A 23,454-nucleotide genomic window follows, 5' to 3' on the forward strand; every position below is an offset into this window, starting at 1 on the left:
ATTTAAATACTACGTCGTGTTGTAACTGCCTTTTAGGGCTATAATGATATAACTTTAACGAATTTAATTTGGAAGAACGCAAGAAATTTGCCAGCTGATACACAGCGCAGTATGAAAATACTGCGCGCTACCTAAATATTAAATTTTAAAACGTATACTGGATTAACCTTTTACTGCACCAATTGTTAAACCGGATACAAAGTATTTTTGGAAGAATGGATAAGAACAAGCAATTGGAAGAACAAGTATAACTACAAGAGCCATACGGAATGCTTCTTGAGGCATCTGCATCATTGCTTGACGAGCAATTGGATCCATATTCTGACTACTAATCATAAAGTTAATGTTTTGCTCAATTTTCATCAATACAAATTGTAATGGAGCATATTTATCAGTGGTTAGATACATTAACGCATTAAACCAGTCATTCCAATAAGCAAATGACAAGAATAAACCGATTGTTGCAAGCGCTGGAAGAGAAATTGGCAATACAATTTGGAAGAATATTCTTAATTGAGATGCACCATCAATCTTACCAGACTCGATTAATGAATCCGGAACTGTAGTATTAAAGAATGTTCTTAAAATAATTACATAGAAAGAACCTACAGCCATTGGAAGTATTAACGCCCAAACGCTATCCTCAAGTCCTAAGAATTGAGTAATTACCAAGAACGTAGCTACCATACCACCGCTGAAAACCATCGGAATGAAAACAATCCATGTATAAAGCTTTCTTAGCTTAAATGATTTTCTTGATAAAACATAGCCCATTGTTGCATTTAACAATAAACCAACAACTGTACCAACAACTGTTATAAATACTGATACAAAGAATGCTCTAATAATTGTTTCTTTGGAATCCCATAAAGCTGAATATGCTGATAGAGACCATTTTTCAGGGAAAAAGCTAAAACCAATCTTATTTAAAGACGTTTTATCTGTAAATGAAATAATAACACAGAAAATTAACGGAATAACCGCTGCTAATGCACATAGTAAAAATATGAAGGAGAACAATAGATTCATTGGCTTAGAAATTCGATTGAACTTTGCTACACCTTCTAGGATTTTCTTTTCTTTAACCTTTTTAGCCATAACTATTATCCACCTCCTTAGAAGAATGCACTTTCTTCATCGACTTTCTTAACGATTGAGTTTGCAATTAAAATCATAAAGCATCCACATACTGATTGGAAGAATGCCGCCGCAGAGCTCATTCCTATATTATTCAGATTCTTTAATGCATTAAATACGTATACATCTATTGTAAGCGTTGCATCTTGAATAGCACCTTGGTTTCTTGGTACTTGATAGAATAAACCGAAGTCGGAGCTGAAAATTCTACCAACATCCATAATAAATAGGATAATAATAATTGGTTTTAACAATGGAATTGTGATGCTTTTTACTTGTTGCCATTTTGTTGCGCCATCTATAACAGCCGCTTCATAATAAGTACCATCAATACCAGTAATGGAAGCAAGATATACTACCATTCCGTAACCGGTACCCTTCCATAGACGCATAATGGTTAAAATGTACGGCCAGTATTTCGTTGATTCTTCGGAAGAATAAAAGCTAATTTGTTCACCAGTCATAGATAAAATTAGGTTTGGAATCATACCTTTTTGAGTATCAAGGAAAGCAACTAGGAAGTAACTAGCAACAACCCAAGACATAAAGTGAGGCAAAAACATTGCAGTTTGACAAACTTTAGCATACTTTTGGCTATATAAGTTTGTAATCATAATTGCAAGAGTTACCGGAATAATAATACCTAAAATAATAAAAAATACATTATATAAAATTGTATTTCTTAACATAATAAAGGTATCTTTTGTTTTGAATAAATACTCAAAGTTTTTAAATCCAGACCATTCACTTTGAAACAAACTTACAAGAAATCCCTTTCCCGCTTGAATTCGATATGTTTTAAAAGCGATAATAACACCTATCATAGGCAAAAAAGAAAATAGCGCATACCAAATTACTGTTGGCAGCGATAATAAAATTAGCTCAAAATCATCAAAAGTAAACTTTTTTGATTTGATTTTTTCAGCTTTAACTTTCGCCATGTCTTCACTCCTGTTCATATTTTTTTACGCAAACGACGATTCCCCACTATAACATATCAATGTAACTCACAATATTTGTAACATATGTACTGATTATGCCTTAATAATCAAGTCGCTTTCGTAACGTATGTATATATATTACTATATACATTATTTTTTTGCAATAGTTTTTTCACAAAAATACTAAAAAAATGTGAAGGAGTCTATGTATATTTACTAAACACCCCAAAAATAAGCTGTTAGATGTGTATATAATGCAATAATATATTAATAACTATATACATAAATTATAAACTATTGTATGATTTCACCAATAAATTATTATATATGCCAAGCATTTTATGGGAAAGTATTCACGAAATCACACTATATGTAATATATTTACAATTATATCATATGATATTAGCTTGTCAATACAATTTTCAAATATAAGTATACAATTTAACAGCAATATGATATACTACACTCATAATTTATAGATATTCAATTTATCTATATTACTATAAACAAAAGCGAGGTTTTTTTATGCTCAATAACGCACAAATAGAACGTATGCTTGCCAAGTTAAAACAACTTGAGTTAACATTGGAACCATACGTTTTCACAAAAAGAGATACTTTGAATCTTAAAAAGTATGAAACAAAAGACCATTTATATTCCGTTCCAAGTGATGATTCTTTGTTTACAGAAGTAACAAAAGGTGATGTTTGGGGCGCTGAACGCCATTATTGTTGGTTTAAAGGCTCATATACCGTTCCAGCTGAGCTAGCAGGTGTTCCATTATACGCTTATCCACATATCGGAAGTTATGAAACAATGCTTTGGGTTGATGGCGTTCCGTTTGGTGAATTTGCTTATAAAATTGCTCCAACAGGTCACGGCAACCATTACTGCGATATGGTTAGATTAGAGCCAAAAGCTGGCGAAACCATTGAATTGGGCTTTGAAGCATATGCCGGACATTTTGTAATTGGTTGTTATCCATTTGAGGTTGCAGAACCAAGAACTTTTCAATATACATTCGAAAGCATTGATATTTGTACCAAAAATCAAGATATTGCTGATTTTATCTTTGACCTAAAAGCATTAAATCAACTTGCTTCTACAATGGACAAGTATAGCTTCCGTCGTGGTGATGTTATAAACTGCTTAGCTAAAGTCCATGAAACCGTTTACTATTCCCCTGAACATACTGATGAAGCAATTTGGAGAGAAGCTTTAAAGGAAGCAAGAGCAATTATGGCTCCTTGTCTTGCAGTTAAAAATTCAGAATCTGCTCCTAGCGTTGGTATCATCGGTCACTCACATATGGACACTGCATGGCTTTGGGATATTGCGGAAACAATTAAGAAATGTGCTAGAACTTACTCCAATCAGTTAAACTTAATGGAACAATATCCTGAATATCGTTTTATCCAAAGTAGTGCTTACCACCTGGAAATGATGCGTCGCCATTATCCTGAACTATTCAAAAAGATTCAAGCTGCAGTAAAAACTGGCCGTTATGAGCCAAATGGTGCGGTTTGGGTAGAATGCGATTGTAATATCACTTCAGGTGAATCTATGATTCGTCAATTCCTATGGGGACAAAAATATACGCAAAAATACTTTGATTTCACATCTGACTGCTTCTGGTTACCAGATACTTTCGGCTACAGTGCTGCTATTCCACAAATCATGAAGGGCTGTAACGTAGATTACTTCTTAACTACAAAATTATCTTGGAATGATACTACTACTTTCCCTTATGAAACATTTAAATGGGAAGGTATTGATGGAACTGAAGTATTCTGTCATTTTAATACAACCCACAACTGGCCTGAGCCTGAAACTTTAATCCAACGTACAGAGGGACGTGGCGCTGTAAACTCACTTCAACAAAAAACAGTTTCCGATAAACGTTTGGTATCTTATGGCTTTGGTGACGGTGGCGGAGGACCTCAATTCGAAATGATCGAAATGTCTCGTCGCTGCAAAGATTTAGATGGATGTCCTAAAGCAGAACACATGAGTGTATCTCACTTTATGAAAGACTTAGAGGCTACTGCTGTTAATCCAAACACTTATGCAGGTGAACTATACCTAGAGTTACACCGTGGTACTCTAACAAACCAACACCAAATTAAGTATAACAACAGGAAAGCAGAAATTGCAATCCACAATGCGGAAATCCTAACTGTTGCGAATGCAGTAAAAGAAGGGAAAGTGGCATCTGACGAAAAAATCAGACCACAATTGGAAACTTTGCTTGTCAACCAATTCCATGACATTCTTCCTGGTACTTGTATTCAAACAGCACATGAACAATCTCACAAAGAAACAACTGCTGTAATTGCAAATGCTAATGCAATTATTAGTGAAAATACAGCAAACAATGGTGATGCAAAGAAAGTCAGCGTTATCAATACTTTGAGCTTTGATGTAAACGATGTGATCTATTTAGACGATAACGGTTGCATTGATGCAGATGATACCGTATGTCAACAACACATTCGTGACTTGGATGATAACAAAAAAGTTGCAGTTGTAGGTATAAAACTACCTGCATTGTCTTCTACTGTATTACAATATGGTGATAAATGCGCTTGTAGCAACACAAACTTCACTTACGAAGGTAACAAGGTAACCACTCCATTTGCTACAATTACATTTAACGAAAAAGGATACATTGCTTCTTATATCGATAAAGCTAACGGACGTGAATTAGTTGGAAACAGTTATGCATTCAATACTTTCTTAATGGCTGAAGATGTGCCAAGTGCTTGGGATAACTGGGACTTTGACGCTGATTGTCAAGTGAAGTTTAAGGATTCTGCAGAGTTGTTAAGCGAAGAAGTAATTTCTAATGGTGCTGCACAACTTCGTATTAGAAGAACCTATAAGCTTACCGAACTATCTTCTATTAAGCAAGATATGATTTTCAATGTGCATACTCCACGTATTGACTTTGAAACAGAAATTACATGGCACGATAAACGCCGTTTCTTAAAAACTGCATTCGATACTACCATTCTATCTCGTCAAGCTCGCCATGAAATTCAATTTGGTTATGTAAACAAACCAACAACAAGAAACACTGAAACCGAACAAGCTATGTTTGAAGTTGTAAATCATAAATACACTGATTTATCAGAAACAAAATATGGTTGTGCAATCTTAAACGATTGTAAATACGGTATTTCTGTTGAAGGCGGAAACATGAGATTATCACTTCATAAGGGTGGTATCCGTCCTGACCCTAGAGGTGATGCAGGTGTTCATAAAGTAACTTATAGCTTTTTACCACATAACGAAGCATTTGGCGCAGATAGCGTTATTAAACCTGCTTATATGGCAAACTACAAACCAATCATCGTGAGCGGTGAATACAATATGCCAAAACTCGTTGGTGTAGATGCAGCAAATATCATTATAGAAACAATCAAACCTTGTGAAGAAAATGAACGTGCATTTATCGTGCGTCTATATGAAGCAGAAGGAACTTATACAAAAGCTGATCTATCTATTGATATTCCTGCAGCGAAAGTTGAAGAAACCAATATGCTTGAAGAAGTAAAAGCCGAGCTTGCTTGTCAAGATGGTGTTGCTTTAGCATTCAAGCCTTTTGAAATCAAAACAATTAAAATAAGCTACTAAGCGAATATACGAAAGCTCCCCAAAGAAAATTTCTTTGGGGAGCTTTTTTAATCTTCTTCATATTCTATTAGCTCTCCCGGTTGGCAATGAAGCGCTTTACATATTGCCCCTAAAGTGGAGAATCGAATTGCTTTTACTTTACCCGTTTTTAAATTGGATAAGTTTACGTTGGATATTCCAACGATATTTGCTAAATCGTTCAGCTGCATTTTTCGATCAGCTAACACACGATCTAATCGTATAATAATTGCCATTGTTTTTCCCTTCTTAAAGTGTTTCTTCGTGTTCTTTTTGTAACTCACAAACGTAATCAAAAATATAAGCAATTGCGAGAATCAAAAGCCCGATGAATATACTTACTAAATCAAAACTAAAATTGATAGAAAACTGTTTATCTAAAATATAGGATAACGCAAGAGACAATGTTGCCATATAAAAATTCTCACTTATCATTTGAATAATTGCGGTTTTCCTTAAATTCCTTACACTTTCAAGAGAAAATGGTGACTTACCAAATGCCATATTATAAAATGTATCTTTGGTTAATTTAATGATAATTGCCATTGGTAACATTCTTAAACACAAGTATACTATCATTGTTACTATTAAAACCGGTTTGGCTTGATTGGAAAATTGAGCAGTGGGATTAAGAATATCATAACCAATAGTCGGACTAAATCCAAATGAATAATTATTATTCCAAATACTCCAGCCATTTGATGCTTTACTCACCACAAATGCGTCTCCACTTGGAGTAATAATATTAAGAATCAAGTATACGAATAACGCTATTGCTAAAATTACATATAATATAAAAAACGCACCAATCACCGTATGCATCCACTTACAAGTAGATTGCATCTTAGCTAACTTCTTTTCCATAGGACCGCCTCCAATTCACTATATTATCCATTATTATACTCTGCTAGTTTATGAATTTCAACTATTATTTAATGATAATCATTAAATAATAGTTGAAATTCGTTAATATTTGCTAATATAGACTGTTGGAAGAAATCATTGATATCTCATAGCTATAAATCTTCTTTCTATCTCTTAATATGAGCTATCGCATTGACTTTACTTTTTGCAATGCATATAATTGTTTTTATAATATTCACATCATATCAAGAGAGGATAACACTTATTTAAGTGGGGATAAAGCTATGAAACTAGAAAAACCGATTGTAATTGCAATAAACAGAGAAGCAAAAGTTAAAATTGTTCGTAACAAATTTACCCGACCTGCCGACATCCTTAGTCACTATTTCAATCGTATCACGCAAGCTGAATTTGATATTGTGGAAACAACTTCCGTTTTACCATCCGTTATTTTTAAAACCAACCCTGAAATCAAACATGATGGCTTTTCCTATTATATTTTTGATAAAGATATCATGATTGAATCTGCATCTGAACAAGGATTTGTTTATGCGGTTTATGACTTTTTAGAGCGTATTGTTGGCTGTCGCTATTATACGAAAACAGAGGAATATGTTCCTTCCGATGTTAACCTTACTATATTTTTTGAAAAGTACGCATTTGAACCAATACTTCAATACAGAGAAGATTTCTATAAAGGGTTTGAAGATGAAATCTTCTGCGAAAAGCATAAAATGTCTCCTGCATCCAAACACAACGGATGGGGCTTTTGGTGTCATTCCTTTGAAACCTTAGTAAATCCGAAAGAGTACTTTAACGAGCATCCCGAATATTTTTCGCTGTATGAGGGGCAACGTGTTGGAACCAATGCACAGCTTTGCTTATCCAATCCCGATGTTTACCGCATATTAGTTGAAAATTTAAGAAAACATATGGAACAAAATCCTGATGCACTTTATTGGTCTGTTAGTCAAAATGACAATAACGCATATTGTCAATGTGAAGAATGCCGCAAAATGAATGAGTATGATGAAAGCCCAATGGGATCTGTATTACATTTTGTAAACAAAGTTGCTGCTGAATTCCCAGATAAAATTATCTCTACCTTAGCTTATTGGTATACAAGAACTCCGCCAAAACATACTCGTCCTGCTAATAATGTTCATATTATGCTATGTAATATTGAAGCAAACCGTGGCTTACCAATCGAAAAGGATACAAAATCAATTGACAGTAAAAATGAATTATTGGCATGGAAGAAAATTTGCAAGAATGTTTTCTTATGGGATTATTGTATTCAATTTCGGAATCTAGTAAGTCCATTCCCTAACCTTAGAGTTATTCCACAAAATATCCGTTTTTTTGTAGAAAACAATGTTCGTTCACTATTCAGCCAAGCAAATCGTGAATATGGCGGAGAGTTTTCTGAACTAAGGGGTTATCTGCTTGCTAAGATGATGTGGGATCCATATTGTGACGCTGAAGCTGTCATACAAGAATTCGTAGATGGTTATTATAAGCAAGCTGCTCCATATATCATAGACTATATCAATGCTATGCACGATGCTTTGGAGCAAAATGGCGGTGAACTAAGCATTTTCGGATCTCCTAGTGATTATGAAGAAACTTTCTTAACCCCAGAACTCTTTGAAACATACGAAAACTATTTTGACTGTGCAGAAAATGCTGTCAGCAATGATTTGGAAACTTTATTCCGGGTTAAAACTGTACGACTTCCACTTTACTATGCAGGAATTTGTTTAAAATACGGCTCTCGACAAAAACAATTAGATATGATTGCTGCATTTACAGCCCAAGCGAAGAAAACCGGTCTTATCATGGTAGAGGAATGGTCTATTACTGTAGAGAAATTTGTTACAAATGCCATTGCGAACTTAAGTGAATAAGCAAAATTAACTAGTCAGAATTATATTGAAGTATTCATTTTAAAGTCATATAAAAGTACAGGAGCAAACTTTCGTTTGCTCCTGTACTTTTTATTATTTTAATAAATTAAATTCATAGCCTTTTCCACGTAAATCATCTACGATATTTGCCATCATATCGGCATTATCTTTCGATACTGCATGTAGCAAATATACTGCACCCGAATGAGCCGCTCCTGTGACTCTTGGAAATGCTTTTTCTACTCCCATTTGATTATTGGTATCATAATCTAAATAAGCATAACTCCATAGAACTGTTTTATAACCTAGCTCTTTTGCAATTACCAAAGTTCGAGTCGACCATTCACCCATTGGTGGTCGAAATAATGTCATATGATAGTTATAATTTTCTACCATATAATTGTGCAGCTCGGTAATTTCTTTTGCCGCTTCATCGGAAGTCAATGTTGGCATAGATTTATGGCGCACACTATGGTTACCGACAACGTGCCCTTCATCAATCATTCGTTTGATTAAGTCGGCATTTGCTTTCACATATGGCATAGTTACAAAAAAGACAGCTTTACAATCTTTTTCTTTTAATGCATCCAGAATTTTTGCCGTATATCCATTTTCATAGCCCTCGTCAAATGTTAGATATATTTTCTTTTCGTCTTTGGGCATAATAAAAATACCACCATATTCCCCAAATTTCTTTTGCATTGGATCACAAGTAATAGGGCGATTATCTGCGTCGACTTGTTTACCTTGTCCCCAGCCTTTTTTGTTATTTTCATATTTCTCTAAGCCCGAAATATTAACGGTTCCTACATCAATCATATGAGCCACAGTGGGCTTTGCTTGATCGTCCGAAACAACAGATTCATCAGAAGATGGAGAGCTGGAGGGTGTACTGCTTGGCATACTGCTGGATGGATTACTCGAAGCTTGACTGGATGGCGTACTGCTAGAATCTTTATCTTTATTCTTTTTACAAGCACACAACGTAAAAATCATGGACACTACTATCAATATTGCAAGTATCTTTTTCATAGTTATAACCTTCTTTCTCTATCAGAGACCGAACCGATTCAGATTCCCCTCATCCATTCTAGTATGCCTAATAATCAGAAAAATTATAACGTGAATCTATTTAAGTATTTTTGCCATTGTATCTAACAGCTCACCTGTTAAATCATAAGAATGCTGCCAATGGAAAATTCCTGCGCAGCCTGTTTTGCTTACATAATCACATTTTGCAGCAACGGATTGTACATCATCATAAGAAATAAATCTGCTGCCATTGAATAAATATGGTGCTTGTGCTTGTTCATCATAATAACGAACAAAACCGTTTTTGTTAATATAGTTGTTTACCAATTCCGTATAATCAGGGCCATAATAACCAACAGGTCCACTTCCATCTGTTAATTGCAATAAACCCTTGTTTACGTTTTTCACGCCATACCATTCTCTTGAATAAAATGCTGCGCCGATACATAGTTTTTCCATTGGAACTCCTGCATTATGGAATATTCTCACCGCCGCATCACAACTTGTGCGGAAAATATCACCGTTGGTTGTATATAGATTTGTGTGGTGTCCTGTTAAGCCATGGAATCCACATCTTAAATCGTATGTCATTAAGAAAACGTAATCTAAATATTGTTGTACTTCTGCCATATTGGTAAAATCAACATAATATTGATCTCCACCAGCTGCAATTGTTAATAAATAATGTGTACCATCAATTGCATCTAACGCAGTACGAATTTCTTTCATTAACAAAGTAAAGTTTTCTCTGTCGGCTTCATCACATTTGATTGAGTTGCAGGGCGAAGTTGGAAACTCCCAATCATAATCAATACCATCCAGCTTATATTCCTCTACGATTCTTGCACATTCGCTTGCAATTTTCTTTCTGGTTGCTTCAGTTTTGGCGCCGTCACTAAATGCGTCTTTATGTCCCCCACCAATTGAAAGTGAAATTTTTAAATTTGGATTATATCCTTTTAAAGTCTTTATTTCATCTAAAAGAGTTAATCCTTCTGTAGAAATTGTTTGGTCTAGTTGTAGTTTACCAAAAGCGATGTTCAGATGTGTATATTTTTTTGCATCTGCTTCGCTGATATGAATTTCGCCCTCTTGTAGTGCATATCCTAAAATTACTTTACTCATTTTTTACTCCTTTATGTTTTACTTCTAATATGAATTGTTTTCATTATTTTTATGACACAATTATAACACTTTCGACAATCAAAGTCTATGAAAATGGCGAGGATAAAAAACGATAAAAACGGAAGTGAAACGCTATATCAAAATAAACATTGAATGGATTATCCCATATACCTCTCCATAGGATAATCCTCTCCATTTTTACGCAAAAAACGGACACGCAATGTGTCCGTTTTGTTTATTCTAGTGTTCCTTTTTTTGAGAAGAATGTTTTATATCCAAGTGTTACAAACACCACAACCGTAAGAGCGGTACATCCTAAAATTGCGAGCATAATGCCAATTTGATATTTAATAGCGGTAATCGGAAATGTTCCAGATAAAATCTGACCTGTCATCATACCTGGTAAAGAAACGATACCCATTGTCAGCATATTATTCATCGTTGGCAAGATTGCGCTGTCAAACGCATCATTGACAATATCCCGAGTTGCAGCTGCGGGAGTTGCGCCAAGCATAAGTGAGTTTTCAATGAGTTCCCTTTTATCTCTCATACCGCTACATAGCTTGTTTGCTCCCAACGAAATACCCGTCATAGCATTTCCGATAATCATACCTGAAATTGGAATTATGTATTGCGGTTTAAACCACGGAGTTATTCGCAGTACTAAGAATAAGAAAATACCAACGGTAACAAGATAGCCAAACACCATAGAAAGTGCGACTAATTGCTTTAATGGTTTTGACATCTCGCTTTTCACTCGTTTATACACATTATAAATTGCAAAACTAATCATTATGGTTAGCATGATAATAGTAAGCCACCAACTTGGATTTTGAAATACATACATTAAAATATATCCCATTATCGTAAGTTGGATTGTCATTCTTGTTGTTGCAATTAAAATCAGCTTTTCACGCTTAATTCCTCTGGCTTTGAAAATAAAGAGCAAAACAAGCACAAACACATATGCTATAGCAAGATTAAAAATTGATAAATCCATAACGGTGTTATTCATGCTCACACACCCTTCCATTTGCAATCATAAACTGAGAATCAACATACATCGCCTGTACTTCGGGAGAATGTGTTACCATTATCAGCTGCTTATTGTTTTTCAACACAAACTCAGCTAAGTTGTTGATAATAAAATGTTCCGTTTCTTTATCTAATGCCGCAGATGGTTCGTCCAACAAGTAAACTTCCGTATCCATAAGCATGACTCTAGCTAAACAAAGCCGCTGCTTTTCTCCACCCGAAAGCGTACCACAACAATCATCCAGCGCTTTATCCAAACCAACTGCTTGCATTACCTTTACTAAATCTTCACGACTTACTTTTGGCTTTTCAGAGAACACACGCCCAATTTGCAAGTTATCTTGTATTGTTCCATCATAAATAACAGGAGTCTGCCCTAACATAACCACCCTTCGCCTTAATTGAACAGGATCCATATTATCAATTGAGTCACAATTGAATAAAATTGTTCCTTGGTCGGCTACATATAATCGATTTAAAAGCTTTAGCAAGGTTGTTTTTCCGCTTCCTGATGCTCCTGAAATACAAGTTATTGTTTGATCAATGGTTAAATTATCAATATCGAGTATATCTTTAAACTTTAAATTTCGTATTTGGAACAAAAAATCACTTCCTAACAAATTTACTTTCTTTATCATAGCATAATGATATATTAGATACAATGTATAAACCGATTGGAAAAAAATATAATAATAGTGAAATACCCCTTGCAAACTAGAAATAGATTTGATATACTAAATGATATATTCAAATTGATATATGAAAACACGTTGACTAAGAAAAGTAGATTTAACATTATGCAAACTAGAGAATGGTCGTAATTGTTTCCGAATAGGTACAATAGCTGGAAGCGACTTTTGTATAGATTAGATTGAAGTTCCCTTACGAGTGGTGTTGCTGAACGTTTCAAAGTAGGCAACAACGGATTTGCCCACGTTAATAAGGCAGTAAGAGTGTTTGCTCGATGCAAGAATTAAGGGTGGTACCGCGGAATACAACTTCGTCCCTTGGCTATAGGCCGAGGAGCGAGGTTTTTTTATATTAATTTTTACTTTTATAAAGAGTATCAGCCTCATCTTCTCGTATTATTAATGCATATTTTTACTAATGGTATATTTTATTGGAGGTAATGAAATTGAAAACAGCACTAGAACAAATTAAACTGCAAGCAATTTCTGCTTTAGAAAGCTGTCATGACATCAAAGAGCTTGACGACATTCGTGTTAAGTTCCTAGGGAAAAAAGGCGAGCTAACCGGCATTTTGAAAATGATGGGTAAACTTACAGCAGAAGAACGCCCTGCAATGGGTCAACTTGCTAATGAAGTGAGAGAGTTAATTGAATCATCTGTTGCTTCAAAGCTACAATCTTTAAAAGCAGAGGCAATGGAAGCAAAACTTTCTTCAGAGCGTATCGACGTTACTATGCCAGGTACTAAACCAACACTAGGCAAGCCTCACCCGCTCACAATGGTTATGGATGAGATAAAAGAGATCTTCTTAGGTATGGGCTTCAGCGTAGAAAGTGGCCCTGAAGTTGAATTGGATTACTATAACTTTGAAGCATTGAACATTCCAAAAGATCACCCTGCAAGAGATACACAAGATACGTTCTATATCAATGAAAATATCGTTTTAAGAACACAAACATCTCCTGTTCAAATTCGTGTTATGGAGAAAACTGAGCCACCAATCCGCATTATTGCTCCTGGACGTGTATATCGTTCTGATGCTGTAGACGCAACTCACTCTCCATTATTCCATCAAATAGAAGGTCTTGTTGTTGATAAAGGCGTTACAATGGCAGACTTAAAAGGAACATTGGAAATCTTCGTAAAACAACTTTATGGTGAAGATGCTGTTGTTCGTTTTCGTCCACACCACTTCCCATTCACAGAGCCATCCGCAGAAGTTGACGTTATGTGCTTCAGCTGTGGTGGTAAAGGCTGCCGCTTATGTAAAGGCGAAGGTTGGATTGAAATTTTAGGATGTGGTATGGTTCATCCAAAAGTTCTTCAAAACTGCGGTATTGATCCTGAAGTCTATAGTGGTTTTGCATTTGGACTTGGATTAGAGCGTGTTGTTATGCGTCGCTTTAATATTGATGACTTACGTTTATTCTTTGAGAATGACTTAAGATTCCTAGACCAATTTTAAGGGTTATCCCCTATTATAATCGCATTGCGCTGAATAAATTAGATATGATATGTTTTGTGTATTGTTGAGAAGAGTTTGTATATTACTATACTCTATCCGTCAAAGAGGAAGGCAATCTTAGGCTCCTTCCTTGAGGGAGCTGGCACCCGCAGGTGACTGAGGGAGTCTTAATGTTTGGATTTTTTTATCCGTTTTGCACACTAGAATTACACTCCCTACAAAAGTAAAACCTATCATATATCTTGAAAGGATGAACGATAAATGAATTTATCAATGAAATGGTTATCAGATTATGTTGATATAGATGTAAAGCCTCGTGATTATGCCCATGCACTAACTATGTCCGGTTCAAAGGTTGAGGGCTACGAAATCGAAGGCGAAGAGATTACAAACGTTGTAGTCGGAAAAGTATTGGAAATTACTCCGCACCCAGATGCAGACAAACTAGTTGTTTGTAAAATTGATGTTGCCAAAGATGAGCCTTTACAAATTGTAACAGGCGCAAAAAATGTTGTAGTTGGTGCTTTGGTTCCTGTTGCACTAGACGGTTCTACACTCCCACATGGTGTAAAAATTAAAAAAGGCAAGCTTCGTGGCGTTGTGAGCGAAGGTATGCTTTGCTCTGTTGCAGAATTAAATGTTACGGTTCATGATTTCCCATATGCAATTGAAGATGGTATTTTCTTAATTGAAGAAGATTGCAAACCGGGTGATGATATTCATGATGCAATTGGGATTAATGATACGTGTGTTGAATTTGAAATTACATCTAACCGTCCTGATTGCTTAAGCGTTATTGGCTTAGCAAGAGAAACTGCTGCTACTTATGGTGTTCCTTTAAAACTAAATGCACCAGTTGTAAAAGGTAGCGGAGATGACATTAAAAACTATATTTCTGTTGAAGTAAAAAACGCAGAACTTTGCCCAAGATACATTGCAAAAGCAGTGAAAAATGTTAAAATCGAACCATCTCCAAGATGGATGAGAGAAAGACTTCGTGCAAGTGGTGTTCGCCCTATTAATAACCTAGTTGATATTACAAACTATGTTATGTTGGAATATGGTCAACCTCTTCATGCGTTTGATGCTTCTTTCATTGATGGCAAGAAAATCATTGTAAGAAATGCAATGAAGGATGAAAAAATGCAAACACTAGATGGTATTGATCGTGTATTAAACGAGAATATGCTTGTAATTGCCGATGAAAATAAACCACTTGCAGTTGCAGGTGTTATGGGTGGCGAAAACAGTTCCATTATCGATACTACTAAAACCGTTATTTTTGAATCTGCTAATTTCTTAGGCAGCTCTGTTCGTATCACTTCTAAAAACTTAGCTCTTCGTACCGATTCCTCAGGCCGTTTTGAAAAAGGCTTAGATCCACATAATACGTTACCTGCTATTATGCGTGCTTGTGAATTGGTTGAAATGCTTGGTGCGGGTGAAGTGGTTGATGGCATTATTGATGTTGACAACTCTCCAAAAGAACCTGTTAAAATTAAATTAGAATGTGATTGGATTAACAACTTCTTAGGCATTGACTTAGCTCACGACGAAATGATTGCTATGCTTCATAAGCTAGGCTTTGAAGTAAAAAACGAAATGATTATTGTTCCTTCTTTCAGAACAGATGTATTCCACAAAGCTGACGTTGCAGAGGAAGTTGCAAGAATTTATGGCTATGATAAAATTCCAACAACTGCTGTTCGTGGCGTTGCAAGAGGTAAGCTAACAGAAGAACAAAAGTTTGAACGCAAAATTCACAAAGCGTTGCAAGCATCCGGCTGCTATGAAGTATCTACTTACTCCTTTATTAGCCCAAAATATTATGATAAAATCAACCTTCCTGCTGATTCTTCTCTTCGCAACTGTGTAACAATCACAAACCCACTTGGTGAAGATACCAGTGTTATGCGCACCACTACACTTCCATCTATGCTTGAAGTATTATCTCGTAACTACAATAACCGTAACGCACAATTCTATGGTTACGAAATCGGTTCTGAATATATTCCTACAAAAGATGGTGAGCTTCCAAACGAAAATCCACAAGTAACAATCGGTATGTATGGAAATTGTGATTTCTATCAATTAAAAGGTATTGTAGAAACAATGCTTGAACGTTTAGCAGTAAAAGATTGGGATATTCATCCGATTAAAGATGATCCATCATTCCATCCAGGCCGTACAGCTCTGATTACAAAAGGTGATGTTGTAATTGGTATACTCGGTGAAGTTCATCCGCAAGTATTAGTAAACTACAACATTGGAACAAAAGCATATCTTGCAAAATTTGATGTTAACGCAATGTTTAGCCTTGCAAACACAGAAACACAATATAAGCCACTACCAAAATATCCTGCTTCTACTCGTGATTTAAGCTTAATTTGTGATGATGAGCTTCCAATTGTCGAGATTGAAAAAGCAATTAAAGGTGCTGTTGGCAATACATTAGAAGCAGTAAAATTATTTGATGTGTATAAAGGCGCTCAGATTGCCGAAAATAAGAAGAGTGTATCTTATTCTATTATCATGCGCTCCCCAACGCAAACATTAACAGATACCGAAGCTGATGCTGCTATAAAGCGTGTATTAAAGGCACTTGACAAGATTAATGTTACCTTAAGAGCATAATGTAAAAACACATTTGGAAATATTTTTACGTTTCTTGTTGTGAAATTTAGATTTATATAGTATAATAAACCTAATGATATCTAATTACTTTAATAAAATATAGGGAGGCTAACATATGTACGACAAAACAATGACTTTTTCCGTAAACGATGAGAAAGATAATGAAATGAAAAAAATACTCACTACCGTTTATGATGCATTAAGCCAAAAGGGCTATAACCCAATTAGCCAGATCGTCGGTTATATTTTGTCTGAGGATCCTACCTATATCACAACATATAACAACGCTAGAAGCTTAATTCGTCATATTGATCGTGATGAACTGCTACAAGCACTGGTTAAAAATTATCTAGGTGACTAACAATAAAAAGAACGAGCCAATGAGGCTCGTTCTTTTTATTGTTCATCATTCTTTGTTTGTTCTTCTTTATCTGTTATATCCGTTTTACTTTTCTTCTCTTTTTTGGTTTGCACAAATAGCAAAATACCAGCCAATAAAGCAAACCCAGCTATACAAAAAATCACCATTACAGGTCTTACGGGTGTTGTATCTCCTGTTTGCGGTACTGTATTTGTTTTAATAACTGTACTTGTCTGAGGGGGTGATGGCTTTTCCAATTTAGATATTGCTTTCACTTCAAGCTCTTTTTTACAAACTGTACATTGTTTAATCTGTTGCCCTTCGGATTCATACGTAGGTTCTTTGACAATAGCCCATTCTGATGGCTTATGCTCTTCCAACATTGGAATTGGCTCAGTTATGCTATCGCCACAAGAACAAGATTTTTTACGTTCGCCCTCTTTGTTACAAGTTGGTTCAATCGTAACTACCCAATCTCCGTAAGAATGAATATGTTTCATTGCAAGATGGATTATTGATTCTTTTCCAATATTATAATCTGATAATGTAGAAGTATCTTCTAATTGCTTTCCGTTAAAAAGCAGACGTTGTTCATTTACGGAGATTCCTTCTTTTTTACTGATTTGTTCCTTTAAATTCAACACGGAATCTGACGCTTCCACATCCAACGTGATATTTTTTCCATTCAATGTTCTCACAAAAATTTGCATTGCAAAAACAGAGGGTGCAAATCCCACTACTAATGTTCCAATGATTAAAGTGGAGATTAAAATTTGTGTCAATCTTTTATACATAATATCCCTCAATTATTTTTTTGTTTATTATATCATGTTTGAAATTCAAATTCAACTAAATTCGAATAAATATATAGAATGAATTGACTTTAATTCAAAATTATTCTATACTCATTTAGAAGGGTGTGGAAATAATATGAAAATTAACAACAAGCATAAATACCTACCTTATATTATCATCGTCTGTATTATTTTAGTTCTAGGCGGTGTTTTGGCTTGGCGAGAACTTCGTAAAGCAATCAATGATGATGTAATGGCTCAAACAGCCCCAAACTCAAAAAATTCTGCTAAAGAAGTTATTTCATCCGATAATGTTACCCTTTCAAATGGGCGCAAAGTAACAGTTGAGTTTCAATTAACGGATGTTATGGCAATTCAAGACTATAATCAGTTTGGTAATGGACCGAAAGATAACTATATTTATTATGGTCAAGGGCAAATTCAAGTATTGGACTCAGACTACAAATCAAAAATACTGGATACCTATAAAATTAACGCAGTTGATTATTATATGCCACAGCTTAGTTGCTTAAAGCCATCTCAATTCACTTTTCAAGACTATAACAACGATAAGAATCTAGATTTTACTTTAGTGCAATCAAACCCTTATTTAGGTTCTATATTTTATATTTATACCATTAATAATAGTGGAAAGATATCTAGGCTCGATACAGATGGATTTGTTCATGTAAATTCTTATACGCATGGCAATCTATCTGCACAAGTGGATTGCTATAAAGGTGTCTTTTTCGGTTCTAACTGTTACTATCGTTGGAACAAAACAAAGTTTGATAAAATAGATGAAAGTAAAATTGGTTTTGAACCTTTAAATTACAACAAAAATGGAATTGAAAAAATAGTCTTCTATATTTCTGAGCAACCATCTATTTCATTCAATAGTGCTTCTATTATCCCAAATAGTACAGATGTTGTTAACTTTGGCTGTAAGCTTGATATGAAGGCGAATGGTATCGAAATTTTTGTCCGATCAAATGAGAGAACATTATTCATATATACCTACTATTATAAAACAAATTCTGTTCTTCAAAGCAACACCAGCTCAAAAGATAACCTTAAATTATCCGATGACCAGCTCGAAGAAATCGGGAAAATCTGCAAAGCGGCAATGGATTATGCTTTAAAAGATAAAGGACTAACAGAATTTATAGAATAGAAAGGGACTGTAAAATGAGAATTATCATAAAGCGCAAATATTTACCCTATTTTATCTTTGGTGGGATTATACTCGTCCTTGGGAGCATATTAGCTTGGCGAGAACTACGCAATACACCTAGAACTAATATGAAAACAGCAACTACTACAGTAACCAAAACTTTCAAGCAACAAACCATTGCTACCAATACTGTTCGATTATCGAATGGGAAATCTGTAACCGTTGAATTTCAATTAACAGATGCAACAGCCATTCAAGATCTTAATGAATCGGGAAATGGCCCTGGTAATCAATATGTTTATTATGGACAAGGTCAAATTCAAGTATCCGATTCTGATACATCGGGCAAAAAGAAAGTACTAGATACATACTATGTTAATTCGCTTGATTATCATCTTCCACAACTTAATTGTATTTTAAATCAATCTTTACTACCCTATGATTACAATAACGATAAAAACCCTGATTTTCTTATTGGGCAATCCAATCCAACGTTAGGGTATTTACAGTATTTTTATAGCATTGACTCAAATGGCAAGATATCTAGGCTTGACACAAATGGACCAGTAATCTTAAGGTTTGGATGGTCTTTTTATAACGGCATAATATTAAATAATCCAAAAACCTATTATCGATGGAATAAAACAAAGTTTGAGCGAAAAGACATTTCAACTGAGATTATACCAATATCTTACCCGAAATCTGATGTATCCAATTTGTTATTTCATTATTCGCATCAACCCACTATTACTTTTAATAGCTCTAAAATACTTGAAAGCAAATCAGACATATCCTATGAATGTAAAAGAGACTTTTGGGGAAATAAGATTGAGATTTCGGGATACCAAGATAAAAATTTAGCCTTACTTTATACTTACAATCTTGATGCAAACTCCATTGAACTACAGCCCACAAAACAGGAAGAACCAAAGCTAAAGCTCTCAGATGACCAACTGATCGAACTTGCTAAAAAGGCAAAAGAAATATTGGATTATTCATTAAATGAGTTTAGCTTACCCGAATTAACGAAGTAAAAAAACGAGCCTTTCGGCTCGTTTCAGTCTGAAGAAAAAGTGAATTTTAGTTTAATATCTGCAAGATATAAGAATTATTCTTGCGATTATGTATATTGGGCTATCCGCCCAAACCTGACCATGCTTTTTGGCAATCGCCCCAAAAAGCATAGATAAAAAATGCTTTATTTCTAAAATAGTTTTTTATATGACATCGCGTCATAGTTTGTACGAAATTGAAAAAGGTAAAGCTTGTGCTAAATTATTCTTTATTTGCTCCCCTAGATCATTTCTTGTAAAATCGTTATGCGACCAGCAATTGTTCCACGCGAATAACATTTGATAAAATATATAATTGATGTTATATGTCATTTTTGAAAAAACAATTTTCGCAAGTAAAATTCTTCTAATATTCATTTTATTCTTGCGCTTTAAGTTTTTCTACAAGCTAAAACGAGCCTTTCGGCTCGTTTTTGTTGTTTTATTGAATTCTATAAGTTTTGATTTCGTATGGTTTGATTGTGATATTAAATTCACTATCGTTTACATCAATAGTATCAATATCATTTTCCATCAAATCACATTCAGAAACGCTTGTACAACCTGCTCCAATTGTAATCGTTGCATTGGTACGTTTGTTTTCAAACTCATACATACGAATGATGAATCCGTTACCGTCTTCTGCTTTTTTCACAGTTTCAATCATAACGTTGTCAACATCAATTGCAACTAAACTATCAAAGCCAAGTTTTGCTTCAGGAGCAGTTACTTTTACGCCATAAGTTGGTACGTTTAAGCAATAAGCTTCTTTTGCAATTTCGTCTGCATTGAATTCATCATGTGGTAATAATGCGTAGGTGAAGTAATGCATTTCTTGGTCTGTTGTTGGGTTAGGACAATTACCGGATTTCACAAGAGATAAGGTCATCTTGCCTTCTGTAATGCCATAACCATATTTACAGTCATTCAACAATGCAACACCAAATCCGCCTTCGGATAGATCAGCCCATTTATGACCGCAAACTTCGAATTTAGCGCAATCCCAAGAAGTGTTCTTGTGAGTTGGACGTTTGATGTTACCAAATTGGATGTCGTAAGTTGCTTCAATTGCATTTACGTCTACTGGGAACTCACATTTCAATAGTAAGTTGAATTGTTTCCAATCAACAGTTGTATCAAAATCAATTCTACGGCTGTTTGTATAGAAAATCACTCTTTGTGTAATTGTAGAATCTAAGAATTTATAAACTACTTTTAACACAGCACGAACAGAGTTATTTTCTTCCCATTCCATAGAGATTACATCATCTACTACCCAGCTCTTTTGATTATAATAAATATCAATATCCCAGTTATCATAATAAATTGGTTTGTCTTCGTATACACGAAGTACGTTACCGTTTTCACCAACTTTTAAAACTTCACGGTTAGCATCTTTATCGAATAAGCTTGTAAATTGGCAAGCATCATCTAATGTAATATGATAGAAAGGAGTATCAATTTCATTACCGTCTACAGATATTCTCTCGTCTACTGCTACAGCTTCGGTAACAGGGGTGAATACTGCGTAACCTTTTGCAGGAATGAACTCAGGAACAAAGCTTAGTTTGCCTTCCGTTGTTTTTACTACAGGAAGAATATTACCTTCTTGATCTTTAAATGCAGTTACAGCTTCATAACCACAAGCATCAACGATTACTGCATCATCACGGTCAAAAGATAAGCTGTTGAAAACAACTAAGTCATTTTCTTTTGCGTTCACTGCGTTTGCAAGTGCTTTTACTTTCTCGTTAATGATTTCGTTTGCTCTGCTTTCTAGTGCTTCATATTCTACTTTTGTTACTTCGTATACTTCTTTGATAGAAGAACCAGGAAGAATATCATGGAACTGGTTCATTAAGATAACTTCCCAGCTGTTGTAGATTTCTTCTGCATTGTATTCTAAGCCTAGTCTTTCAGCAAATACAGAGAAGAACTCAACATCTTGCCATAATAACTCACATTTACGGTTGCTACGTTTGTTTCTTGCCATAGAAGTATAAGTTCCTCTATGATATTCAAGATATAGCTCGCCTACCCATCGAGGTAGGTTTTTATTATCTGCACATCGATCATATAGCTCATCAAAATATTTACGTGAAGATTCCATTCTTACTTTTGGTGCACCTGTAATACCTTTTTCCATACGAACACCATGCTCGATCATTTCACGAGTTGGTCCTCCGCCGCCGTCACCATAGCCGTAAGAAATCAACACATCGTTATTGATATCTTTTTGTTGGTATCTATCCCAAGCACGCATTAAACAGATCGGATCTAGTTTACCATTATAAGTTGTATAGAAGCTATCTTTTGGCTGTTCAACGTCTTGTGTGGTGATAAGATGTGTAAACACTTCAGAACCATCGATACCTTTCCACCAGAATGTATCCATTGGAAGCTTATTAAATTGGTTCCATGCAATTTTTGTTGTCATGAAGTAATCAATACCAGATTTTCTTAAAATCTGTGGCAATGCTGCAGAATAACCGAATACGTCAGGAAGCCATAGAATTTTATTATCTTGATTAAACTCTTCTTTAAAGAACTTTTTACCATGTAAAAATTGACGAACTAAGCTTTCACCAGATGTTACGTTACAATCTGCTTCTAGCCACATACCGCCTTCTGTTTCCCATCTACCCTCTTTTACACGCTCTTGAATTTTTGCGAATAATTCAGGATAGCGTTGTTTCAAGAATTTATAGATTTGTGGCTGGCTTGACATGAATTTATAATCATCAAACTCTTCCATCAATTTTAATACTGTTGCAAAAGAACGAACAACCTTTTCTTTTGTTTGTTCAACAGTCCACCACCAAGCAACGTCGATATGAGTATGACCGATACAAGTTGCAATTACATCATCATTTCCTGCTAATTTACCATATACCTCATCTTTTAAAAACGCATTACACTCTTTAACAGAAGCATAGAATTCTTTAGAATATGGTACTCTTAAATCCAATAGGTTGATTGCTTTTTCTAATGCAATTTGTAATTTTATTCTGCTTTGATTGTTTTTGTCTAAATGTGAAACAATACGATTTGGTGTTTCTAGGTTATAGAACACTTCATTGATGGAAGGATCAATTTCAATCATTTCTGAAAATAGGCGAAGATTGCTCGTTGTTCCTCTGTTGTGGTCATTATCACGACCGGTATAAGCTTGTAAATCAATTAAAAACTTGTCCCCTGCTTTTGCTTTATCTGTTAATTTAACTTCTCTATGGTTCGTATCTAAGCCTTGTACTACTTCACCATTGATGAATAGTAAAAATTGAGGGTTAACAGCATCCCAAAATGTTGTTTGGGTTACAAAAGATAACCATAATGGCTTTTTATCAAAGCTAGCTGGTACTTCGATTTCTGCTCTAAACCAGTAATGCTCATCTGGGCCTGGCCAAAAATCTGTTTCAGGATTAAAAGTAACCCAATCAGATTCATGCGCATCTACTTCAGAAGGTCTTAAAAATAATCCCTTTTTCATTTGAAAAGATGGAATGGCAACAGATTGTACTGTAATCAGACCTCTTAGGTCTTCACAGATTTTTTTGACACGTTCGTATCTGTAATTCTCCATATTTTT

The 23,454-nt window shown here is 34.9% G+C and carries 17 protein-coding genes and 1 other annotated feature; of the genes, 7 read left to right on the forward strand and 10 right to left on the reverse strand.

The window, feature by feature from the left end; translation table 11 throughout:
* Nucleotides 1–162: 162 nt before the first annotated feature.
* Entirely contained in the window at nucleotides 163–1,098 is a 936-nt protein-coding gene (locus tag RBG61_RS05170) for a carbohydrate ABC transporter permease (protein WP_307946393.1), read from the reverse strand.
* A gap of 17 nt (nucleotides 1,099–1,115) precedes the next feature.
* Entirely contained in the window at nucleotides 1,116–2,078 is a 963-nt protein-coding gene (locus RBG61_RS05175; RefSeq protein WP_307946396.1) for an ABC transporter permease subunit, read from the reverse strand.
* Between the two features lie 525 nt (nucleotides 2,079–2,603).
* Here RBG61_RS05175 and RBG61_RS05180 point away from each other — a divergent pair.
* Nucleotides 2,604–5,714 (forward strand): alpha-mannosidase, encoded by a 3,111-nt coding sequence (locus RBG61_RS05180; protein WP_307946399.1) that lies wholly within the window; start codon nucleotides 2,604–2,606, stop codon nucleotides 5,712–5,714.
* Nucleotides 5,715–5,761: 47 nt separating this feature from the next.
* Here the strand turns inward: RBG61_RS05180 and RBG61_RS05185 are convergent, their stop codons facing one another.
* Nucleotides 5,762–5,968, reverse strand: coding sequence for a helix-turn-helix domain-containing protein (locus RBG61_RS05185; protein ID WP_307946402.1), 207 nt, complete (start codon nucleotides 5,966–5,968; stop codon nucleotides 5,762–5,764).
* 13 nt (nucleotides 5,969–5,981) lie between these two features.
* The gene (locus tag RBG61_RS05190) at nucleotides 5,982–6,596 is read right to left on the reverse strand and encodes a DUF2975 domain-containing protein (protein WP_307946404.1); all 615 of its coding nucleotides are present in this window, start codon (nucleotides 6,594–6,596) and stop codon (nucleotides 5,982–5,984) included.
* 284 nt (nucleotides 6,597–6,880) lie between these two features.
* Between RBG61_RS05190 and RBG61_RS05195 the strand changes: the two genes are divergently transcribed.
* Nucleotides 6,881–8,503, forward strand: coding sequence for a DUF4838 domain-containing protein (locus tag RBG61_RS05195; protein WP_307946407.1), 1,623 nt, complete (start codon nucleotides 6,881–6,883; stop codon nucleotides 8,501–8,503).
* Between the two features lie 93 nt (nucleotides 8,504–8,596).
* Here RBG61_RS05195 and RBG61_RS05200 read toward each other — a convergent pair whose 3' ends face one another.
* The 4 genes from RBG61_RS05200 to RBG61_RS05215 form a co-directional block, all read right to left on the reverse strand.
* Complete coding sequence (locus RBG61_RS05200; RefSeq protein WP_307946410.1) at nucleotides 8,597–9,535, reverse strand: polysaccharide deacetylase family protein; 939 nt, start codon at nucleotides 9,533–9,535, stop codon at nucleotides 8,597–8,599.
* A 96-nt stretch (nucleotides 9,536–9,631) separates the two neighbouring features.
* Complete coding sequence (locus tag RBG61_RS05205; protein WP_307946412.1) at nucleotides 9,632–10,660, reverse strand: glycoside hydrolase family 18 protein; 1,029 nt, start codon at nucleotides 10,658–10,660, stop codon at nucleotides 9,632–9,634.
* A gap of 235 nt (nucleotides 10,661–10,895) precedes the next feature.
* Complete coding sequence (locus tag RBG61_RS05210) at nucleotides 10,896–11,675, reverse strand: ABC transporter permease (RefSeq protein ID WP_307946414.1); 780 nt, start codon at nucleotides 11,673–11,675, stop codon at nucleotides 10,896–10,898.
* Entirely contained in the window at nucleotides 11,668–12,297 is a 630-nt protein-coding gene (locus RBG61_RS05215) for an ABC transporter ATP-binding protein (protein WP_307946416.1), read from the reverse strand. The genes RBG61_RS05210 and RBG61_RS05215 overlap by 8 nt, the downstream gene beginning before the upstream one ends.
* 159 nt (nucleotides 12,298–12,456) lie before the next feature.
* Nucleotides 12,457–12,706: a binding site (T-box leader), on the forward strand.
* 124 nt (nucleotides 12,707–12,830) lie between these two features.
* Between RBG61_RS05215 and pheS the strand changes: the two genes are divergently transcribed.
* The 3 genes from pheS to RBG61_RS05230 all read left to right on the forward strand — a co-directional run bounded on the left by pheS (nucleotide 12,831) and on the right by RBG61_RS05230 (nucleotide 16,845).
* A complete protein-coding gene (gene pheS / locus RBG61_RS05220; RefSeq protein ID WP_307946418.1) occupies nucleotides 12,831–13,850 on the forward strand; it encodes a phenylalanine--tRNA ligase subunit alpha in 1,020 nt (339 codons plus the stop codon).
* Between the two features lie 261 nt (nucleotides 13,851–14,111).
* Complete coding sequence (pheT, locus tag RBG61_RS05225) at nucleotides 14,112–16,484, forward strand: phenylalanine--tRNA ligase subunit beta (RefSeq protein ID WP_307946420.1); 2,373 nt, start codon at nucleotides 14,112–14,114, stop codon at nucleotides 16,482–16,484.
* A 115-nt stretch (nucleotides 16,485–16,599) separates the two neighbouring features.
* Nucleotides 16,600–16,845 carry an IreB family regulatory phosphoprotein gene (locus RBG61_RS05230; RefSeq protein WP_307946422.1) on the forward strand — a complete coding sequence of 82 codons (246 nt, stop codon included), beginning with the start codon at nucleotides 16,600–16,602 and terminating at the stop codon, nucleotides 16,843–16,845.
* 35 nt (nucleotides 16,846–16,880) lie between these two features.
* On the opposite strand, the gene RBG61_RS05235 is transcribed toward RBG61_RS05230, so the two are convergent.
* Nucleotides 16,881–17,639 (reverse strand): ubiquitin-like protein, encoded by a 759-nt coding sequence (locus RBG61_RS05235; protein WP_307946424.1) that lies wholly within the window; start codon nucleotides 17,637–17,639, stop codon nucleotides 16,881–16,883.
* Nucleotides 17,640–17,775: 136 nt separating this feature from the next.
* Between RBG61_RS05235 and RBG61_RS05240 the strand changes: the two genes are divergently transcribed.
* Both RBG61_RS05240 and RBG61_RS05245 read left to right on the forward strand, forming a co-directional pair.
* Nucleotides 17,776–18,813: a hypothetical protein gene (locus RBG61_RS05240; RefSeq protein ID WP_307946428.1), complete on the forward strand. Its 1,038-nt coding sequence runs from the start codon at nucleotides 17,776–17,778 to the stop codon at nucleotides 18,811–18,813.
* Nucleotides 18,814–18,827: 14 nt separating this feature from the next.
* Nucleotides 18,828–19,847, forward strand: a complete 1,020-nt coding sequence (locus tag RBG61_RS05245; protein WP_307946431.1) for a hypothetical protein — start codon at nucleotides 18,828–18,830, stop codon at nucleotides 19,845–19,847.
* A gap of 460 nt (nucleotides 19,848–20,307) precedes the next feature.
* Here RBG61_RS05245 and RBG61_RS05250 read toward each other — a convergent pair whose 3' ends face one another.
* Complete coding sequence (locus tag RBG61_RS05250; protein WP_307946432.1) at nucleotides 20,308–23,448, reverse strand: alpha-mannosidase; 3,141 nt, start codon at nucleotides 23,446–23,448, stop codon at nucleotides 20,308–20,310.
* Nucleotides 23,449–23,454: the final 6 nt, after the last annotated feature.

This window comes from Paludicola sp. MB14-C6, from assembly GCF_030908625.1.
Lineage (GTDB): Bacteria > Bacillota > Clostridia > Oscillospirales > Ruminococcaceae > Paludihabitans.